This is a genomic window from Bradyrhizobium elkanii WSM2783 (genome assembly GCF_000472865.1).
Lineage (GTDB): Bacteria > Pseudomonadota > Alphaproteobacteria > Rhizobiales > Xanthobacteraceae > Bradyrhizobium > Bradyrhizobium elkanii_A.
In genome coordinates this window covers 20,851-27,756 of record NZ_AXAP01000104.1, presented here as the reverse complement: position 1 = coordinate 27,756, position 6,906 = coordinate 20,851, and the positions used below count along the sequence as shown (strand labels likewise).

9 protein-coding genes are annotated in these 6,906 nt (G+C 62.5%); 5 read left to right on the top strand and 4 right to left on the bottom strand.

All coding sequences use genetic code 11. From position 1 onward, the window contains the following. Positions 1-452: 452 nt before the first annotated feature. The 4 genes from YY7_RS0143800 to YY7_RS0143785 form a co-directional block, all read right to left on the bottom strand. Positions 453-863, bottom strand: a complete 411-nt coding sequence (locus YY7_RS0143800; RefSeq protein WP_028168639.1) for a hypothetical protein — start codon at positions 861-863, stop codon at positions 453-455. 37 nt (positions 864-900) lie between these two features. After that, on the bottom strand, positions 901-1,377 hold the full coding sequence (locus tag YY7_RS0143795) for a hypothetical protein (protein WP_028168638.1): 477 nt from the start codon (positions 1,375-1,377) through the stop codon (positions 901-903). A 4-nt stretch (positions 1,378-1,381) separates the two neighbouring features. Then, on the bottom strand, positions 1,382-1,663 hold the full coding sequence (locus YY7_RS0143790) for a hypothetical protein (protein WP_245287641.1): 282 nt from the start codon (positions 1,661-1,663) through the stop codon (positions 1,382-1,384). Between the two features lie 85 nt (positions 1,664-1,748). Further along, positions 1,749-2,066, bottom strand: a complete 318-nt coding sequence (locus tag YY7_RS0143785) for a c-type cytochrome (protein WP_028168636.1) — start codon at positions 2,064-2,066, stop codon at positions 1,749-1,751. A gap of 174 nt (positions 2,067-2,240) precedes the next feature. On the opposite strand from YY7_RS0143785, the gene YY7_RS0143780 reads away from it, so the two are divergent. The 5 genes from YY7_RS0143780 (at position 2,241) to ccoP (ending at position 6,820) form a co-directional block, all read left to right on the top strand. Next, positions 2,241-2,951: a cyclic nucleotide-binding domain-containing protein gene (locus tag YY7_RS0143780; protein WP_028168635.1), complete on the top strand. Its 711-nt coding sequence runs from the start codon at positions 2,241-2,243 to the stop codon at positions 2,949-2,951. A gap of 449 nt (positions 2,952-3,400) precedes the next feature. Further along, complete coding sequence (gene ccoN / locus YY7_RS0143775; RefSeq protein WP_028168634.1) at positions 3,401-5,023, top strand: cytochrome-c oxidase, cbb3-type subunit I; 1,623 nt, start codon at positions 3,401-3,403, stop codon at positions 5,021-5,023. Between the two features lie 10 nt (positions 5,024-5,033). Continuing rightward, positions 5,034-5,768, top strand: coding sequence for a cytochrome-c oxidase, cbb3-type subunit II (ccoO, locus tag YY7_RS0143770; protein ID WP_028168633.1), 735 nt, complete (start codon positions 5,034-5,036; stop codon positions 5,766-5,768). Between the two features lie 11 nt (positions 5,769-5,779). Next, the gene (locus YY7_RS0143765) at positions 5,780-5,944 is read left to right on the top strand and encodes a cbb3-type cytochrome oxidase subunit 3 (protein ID WP_028168632.1); all 165 of its coding nucleotides are present in this window, start codon (positions 5,780-5,782) and stop codon (positions 5,942-5,944) included. 6 nt (positions 5,945-5,950) lie between these two features. Next, entirely contained in the window at positions 5,951-6,820 is an 870-nt protein-coding gene (gene ccoP / locus YY7_RS0143760) for a cytochrome-c oxidase, cbb3-type subunit III (RefSeq protein ID WP_028168631.1), read from the top strand. Positions 6,821-6,906 lie beyond the last annotated feature (86 nt).

Below are 6,906 nucleotides of genomic sequence, written 5' to 3'. Positions count from 1 at the left end.
GATCCCAGCTCTTGAAGGACTTGTCGTAGCCATCCCCGTCCAGACCATCCACAACTGTCTGAAACCGCCGTCGACTGATCGGTTCAAGGAGCTTCCCAAAAATGCTACCGCGAAATCGCATGCTCGGCCTTCTGTGTCTCGACAACCAGAAAAGACCGATTTGCCTCGGTTTTGCCGAGCATGCACTGCGACATAGCGATTCATTCCCCGGACAGCCCTGCCCGCTTGCGGGAGAGGGCTGGGGTGAGGGTGTCGCCACGATGAGACTGGTCGTGGGGAGAGAGCCCCCACCCGGCGCTACGCGCCGACCTCCCCCGCAAGCGGGAGAGGTGGAGTGAACGCGTGGCTAGCTCTTAGCCCGGGTGGAGCGGAACGCGTAACCCGGGGCATCTGCTTTGGCGATCGCGAGCAGTCCCGGGTTACGCTGGACCTTCACCCGGGCTACGGAGTGATCAAAGCCGCGACACCATCGTGACGCGATAGGTGTGCATCTTGTCGCCTTCGCCGATCGAGACGTATTCGCCCGCGACGAAGTGCTCGTCCTTGAAGTGGAAGCCGATCTCATCAGGTGTGCCGGGTGCGCCGTCATAGTGCAGGACCCAGCCGCCGCCCTGGTGGTGGACGAGATGGCCGAGGATGTATTCCTCGTCGGGTCGGAGCCGGACCACCCGGCACGCCTCGCGGTTGGCCCGCCACAGCTTCTGGTCGATCCTGTAGTCGTCGTCGAGCGGCGCGACCATCACGTAGCCGGCGCCGGCATCGCCTTCGGGATGATCAGGCTCGCGCGCGAGCTCGAGGCGGATCTTGCGAAACTGCGGCGGCAGGGAGGTGTTGAGGATCGGCTTTTGGGGTGCGGTTGTCATCTTGCTCTACTCGGCTCGATCGGCGAGGTGTGCGGCGTCAGGCGTGGTCCTTCGCGGCGTGCCCGGCTGCGGGTTTCTTCAGGCTGTTGATGATGATGCCGATCAGCGGCACGAGCACCGGCAGGATTCCGTTCAGGGGATTGCGCATTAGTCCGGAGACTTGCGACTGCATCGCGCGTGCCTCGACCTGCAGCGCCTCGACGGAAGCGCCGTGGATCTCGCTGGCGAGGTCGAGCTCGCGGCCTGACGGCGGCCGGAGCGCGAGGGCAAACAGGATCGCCGCGATGGCGAAGTTGGCGGCGCCTAGGATCGCCGCGGCCGAGACCGAGCTCCAGACCTGGACCAGTGCGAAATACGCGGACAGTTCGAACATCAGAAGACCGAATGCCGCAATCAGGCCCGCGAAGGCCCGCAGGCCAAGGCCGATCAGGAGGTGGCGCAGGCGGATATCGGCGATGATCCTGTCGGTGCGCCAGAGTACGCGTAGCTGTCTGACGATATTTTCGGTGTTCACTTTGCTACCTCCGCATTGCGAAGCCGACGACCACGCCCAGCGCAAAGGCGGAGGCGAGCGAGGTGATCGGCCGTTCCGAAATCAACTGGCGGACCTGAGTGTCTTCGCCGCTCAGGACCTCGCTCAGTTCCTCCAGCGCTTCCTTGATGCGCGTGCTGAAGGCGTCGGCGCTCGCGCTTGCGGTGTCGCGTATGCCTTCACCTGTCGTGTTGAAGAGGCGCGACACATCGATCTTCAGGGCTTGCAGTTCGTCGTTCAGATGGGTCGTGTTGAACATCTCGTTCATCCCTGTTGCATCATGAAGAACTGTTATCGGCGCTCGCCATGCCGTGGTTGATTTGCGTCAACTCTCGCGGCGGGGCGCCGTCGCGCTATTCCAGCGTCCTCAGGTAGGCCAGCAGGTCGTGGATCTGGTCCGGGTCAAGCCGAAACTCCGGCATCGTCGGATGTCCGGTCTGGATGCCTTCCGCGAACGCCTCCGCGAGACTCTCGACGGGATAACGCTTGTGCAGGGTGCGGAAGGGCGGCGCGACCTTGAGCGGGCTTTTGGTGACCTTGTCGATGGAGTGGCAGCGGGCACAATTGTTGAGCGCGAACGTCCGGCCGCGCTGCTCGGACGGTGAAGCGGCAAGCGCCGATGTCGTCAGCACGATCGCAATGAAAACCTGGCGTGCGGCGGACTGCAGCATTACGGCTCCATCTATCAAAAAGCTCCGCGTTGGACGGAGCGACGGTTTTGAAATTAGCTTTGCAATGGTGGGGGCGATTGATCTGCATCAACACCCCGGCGGTGTGGACGGTACACTGCGCTGACTCCGCCGGTCGGCATAAGGACGCCCGGCGGCGGTCATTCGGAGCGGCGCGTGAAGGTTTCTCTCTTGGAAGGTTCTCATCGGCAAACCTGTACCGATTGCGCGGTACGTGGCTTTGCGATCTGCGCCGCGCTCGACAAGACCGAGGTATGGGAGCTGGCGAACCTGTCGCGCCATGTCCAGTGCGAACCCGGGACGACGGTGTTTGCGCAGGCGACCATGGCGACGTCGTTCTTCAGCGTGCTTGAAGGTGTCCTGCGTCTCTATAAGCTGTTGCCGGATGGCCGCCGGCAGATTATCGGCTTTGTCTTGCCCGGCGATTTCCTCGGACTTGCCGGCTCGCTGCAGTATGAGTTCTCCGCCGATGCGGTAGGCGCGGTATCGCTTTGCCAGTTCTCCAGAGCCAGCTTCTCGCGATTCGCCGAGAACCGGCCTCGCTTCCTGCGCCGTATCAACGAACTGGCGGGCCGCGAATTGATCCGGGCGCAGGAGCATATGGTTCTGCTCGGACGCCGTTCCGCCGAAGAGAAGGTTGCGAGCTTCCTGATCGGCTGGCGCGATCGGCTCGCCGAAATCGGGCATGCCGGGGAAGTGCTGCCGTTGCCGATGGGCCGGCTCGATATCGCCGATTACCTGGGACTCACCATCGAAACGGTGAGCCGCACCTTCACCAAGCTCGAGCGCGACGGCATCATCCGTATTCTTACGGGCGGCATCAGCCTGCTCGATGCGGCGCGCGCCGAGGCGCTGTCAGCGGCCTAGCGTGCTGCGTCATGGCCGGGCTTGTCCCGGCCACCCACGCCTTATCTCACAGCGGACTTGAAGAACGTGGATGCCCGGGTCGAGCCCGGGCATGACGAGTGGTGATGGTGGCGCGCGTGCTCTCACATTTTTGATCGAAGTCAAAGACTGTTCCCCGCGAGCGACGATATTCGAGCGAGCTTCAATGGAGGTCGCTATGCCCGTCGACTCGATTTTGATTTCCGCAGCCGTCGTTTCAGTTTTCGTGGTTTTTGCCGGAGTGCTCGCTTGGGCGAGTGTTCATGCACCGGGGGCGCGGCAGCCGGCGCCGGAAGTGCGCAAGCATCGTCCTTTCTGATCGGTAGCCGTCGGTTGATCTCGATCAAGGACGCGGCGGCCAAAGCTGGGCTGATGGGGCAAGGCCCCTGCAAAGAGAATCAAACATGCAGCAAGTTCAATCCACGAAATGGATGACCCACGGCGAAGCCGGGTTGACGCTATTCTTCACGGTGGCGGCCTTCCTCTGCGCCTTCGCCGCGGCCAAGGCGCTAGATGCGCCGTTTGCCTTCCATGCTTCGCTCGCCGCGGTGGCCAGCGGCGCTGCCGCCTTCGCGATCCTTAACCGCTATTTCGATCGCCCAGCGGAGCTGCCGCCGCAGGAGATCAACGGTAAGCCGAACTACAATCTCGGTCCGATCAAGTTCGCCTCGTTCATGGCGATGTTCTGGGGCATTGCCGGATTTACCGTCGGACTCCTGATCGCCTGCCAGCTCGCCTGGCCCTGGCTCAATTTCGATCTGCCCTGGACCAGCTTTGGCCGGCTTCGTCCATTGCACACCTCGGCGGTGATCTTCGCCTTTGGCGGCAACGTGCTGATCGCGACTTCATTCTACGTCGTGCAGAGGACCTGCCGGGCGCGACTCGCCGGCGATCTTGCGCCATGGTTCGTGGTGCTCGGCTACAACTTCTTCATCCTGGTCGCAGGCACCGGTTATCTGCTGGGCGTGACGCAGTCCAAGGAATATGCCGAGCCGGAGTGGTACTCCGACCTGTGGCTGACGATCGTCTGGGTCGTCTATCTGCTCGTGTTCCTGGTGACGGTGATCAAGCGCAAGGAGCCGCATATCTTCGTCGCCAACTGGTTCTATCTCGCCTTCATCGTCACCATCGCCGTCCTTCACCTCGGCAACAACCCGGCGCTTCCGGTGTCGGTGTTCGGCTCGAAGTCCTACGTCGCCTGGGGCGGCGTGCAGGATGCGATGTTCCAGTGGTGGTACGGCCATAACGCGGTCGGCTTCTTCCTGACCGCGGGCTTCCTCGCCATCATGTACTACTTCATCCCGAAGCGGGCGGAGCGGCCGATCTATTCCTATCGGTTGTCGATCATCCACTTCTGGGCGTTGATCTTCCTCTATATCTGGGCCGGGCCGCACCATCTGCACTATACGGCGCTGCCGGATTGGGCGCAGACGCTCGGCATGACGTTCTCGATCATGCTCTGGATGCCGTCCTGGGGCGGCATGATCAACGGTCTGATGACGCTGTCGGGCGCGTGGGACAAGCTGCGCACCGATCCGGTGCTGCGCATGCTGGTGGTCTCGGTCGCGTTCTACGGCATGTCGACCTTCGAAGGCCCGATGATGTCGATCAAGGTGGTGAACTCGCTGAGCCACTACACCGACTGGACCATCGGCCACGTTCACTCCGGTGCGCTGGGCTGGGTCGGATTCGTCTCCTTCGGTGCGCTGTATTGCCTGGTGCCGTGGCTGTGGGGCCGCAAGCAACTGTACAGCCTGAAGCTCGTCAACTGGCACTTCTGGATCTCGACCATTGGCATCGTGCTCTACATCTCCGCGATGTGGGTCTCGGGAATCCTGCAGGGCCTGATGTGGCGCGCCTACACCTCGCTCGGCTTCCTCGAATATTCCTTCATCGAGACCGTGGAAGCGATGCATCCTTTCTACATCATCCGCGCCGCCGGCGGCGCGCTGTTCCTGATCGGCTCGCTGATCATGGCCTATAACCTCTGGATGACGGTGCGCGTCGGCGAGGTGGAAGTCACCACGCCGCTCGCGCTGCAGCCGGCGGAATAAGGAGCTCAAGATGTCCTTCTGGACCCGCCACCAAATCTTCGAAAAGAACTCGATCATCCTGATCGCGGGCATTCTGGTCGTGATCGCGATCGGCGGCCTGGTCGAGATCACGCCGCTGTTCTACCTCAAGAGCACGATCGAGGTGGTCGACGGCGTCAGGCCGTATACCCCGCTCGAGCTCGCCGGCCGCAACATCTATGTTCGCGAAGGCTGCTATCTCTGCCACTCGCAGATGATCCGGCCGCTCCGCGACGAGGTCGAGCGCTACGGCCACTTCTCGCTCGCCGCCGAGAGCATGTACGACCATCCGTTCCAGTGGGGCTCGAAGCGTACTGGGCCTGACTTGGCGCGGGTCGGCGCCAAATATTCGGACGAGTGGCACGTCACCCACCTGACCAATCCGCGCGCGATCGTGCCGCAGTCGGTGATGCCGGGCTATCCTTTCCTTGCAAAGACCGAGCTCGATCCCGAGACGATTGCCGATCACCTCAGGACCAACCGCGCGGTCGGCGTGCCCTACACCGACGAGCAGATAGCCAACGCAGTCGCCGACCTGAAGGCGCAGGCTGATCCTGACAATGCCGGCACCGATGCTCTCACCAAACGCTATCCGAAGGCTGTGATCCGCAATTTCGACGGCAAGGGCGGAGCACCGAGCGAGATGGACGCGCTGGTCGCGTACTTGCAGATGCTCGGCACGCTGGTCGACTTCAAGCTCTACAACGAAAAAGCCAATCTTCGCTGAGAGGCCGGACGATGAAAGCAATTCTGACAGTTCACAATCTGGCGTCGAATCTCGTGACGAGCGTGTGGACGCCGATCTTCGTCGGCCTGTTCGTCGCGATCGTGATCTATGCGCTCTGGCCCCGCAACCAGGCCGCCTTCGATGAGGCATCGCGGATACCGTTGCGGGAGGAGTGAGAGACCATGGCTGAAACCGAACTCGATCAAGTCTCCGGCAAGACCACGACCGGTCACCAGTGGGACGGCATCAAGGAACTCAACACGCCGTTGCCGCGCTGGTGGGTGTTGACCTTCTACGCCACCATCATCTGGGCGATCGGCTACTGGGTAGTGTACCCAGCCTGGCCGCTGTTGTGGAGCCACACCAACGGGCTGATCAACTATTCGTCGCGCGCCGATGTCGGCGTCGAACTGGCCAACCTCGAGAAGATCCGCGGCGACAAGATGGTCGCGCTCGGCGCGGCGTCGCTGGAGGATATCGAGAAGGATCCGGCACTGCTGGCGCTCGCGCGCGCCCGCGGCAAGGCGGCCTTCGGTGACAATTGCGCGCCGTGCCATGGCTCGGGCGGCGCCGGGGCCAAGGGTTTTCCTAACCTGAACGACGACGACTGGCTGTGGGGCGGCTCGCTCGAGCAGATCCAGCAGACCATCCAGTTTGGCGCGCGCTCCGGCAACGCCAAGGCGCATGAGGGCGCGATGCTCGCCTTCGGCAAGGATGGCATCCTGAAGAAAGACGAGATCGTCACGGTCGCCAATTATGTCCGTTCGCTCTCGGGCCTGCCGACGAGCCCGGGCTACAATGCCGCGGTCGGCGCCAAGCTGTTTGCCGATAATTGCTCGACCTGTCACGGCGAGAACGGCAAAGGCAACCAGGAACTCGGTGCGCCAGATCTCACCGACAAGATCTGGCTCTACGGCTCGGACGAGGCCACCGTGATCGAGACCATCACCAACGGCCGTTCCGGCGTGATGCCAGCCTGGGTCGGCCGGCTCGATCCGTCCACCATCAAGGCGCTTGCGGTCTACGTGCATACGCTGGGCGGCGGTAGATAACCGGCGAATAGACCGCCTGTTTGCGCTGGATCAACTAAGGCACGGGAGGAGGGGTTAGCCTCTCCTCCCACGATGCCAGAAGAATC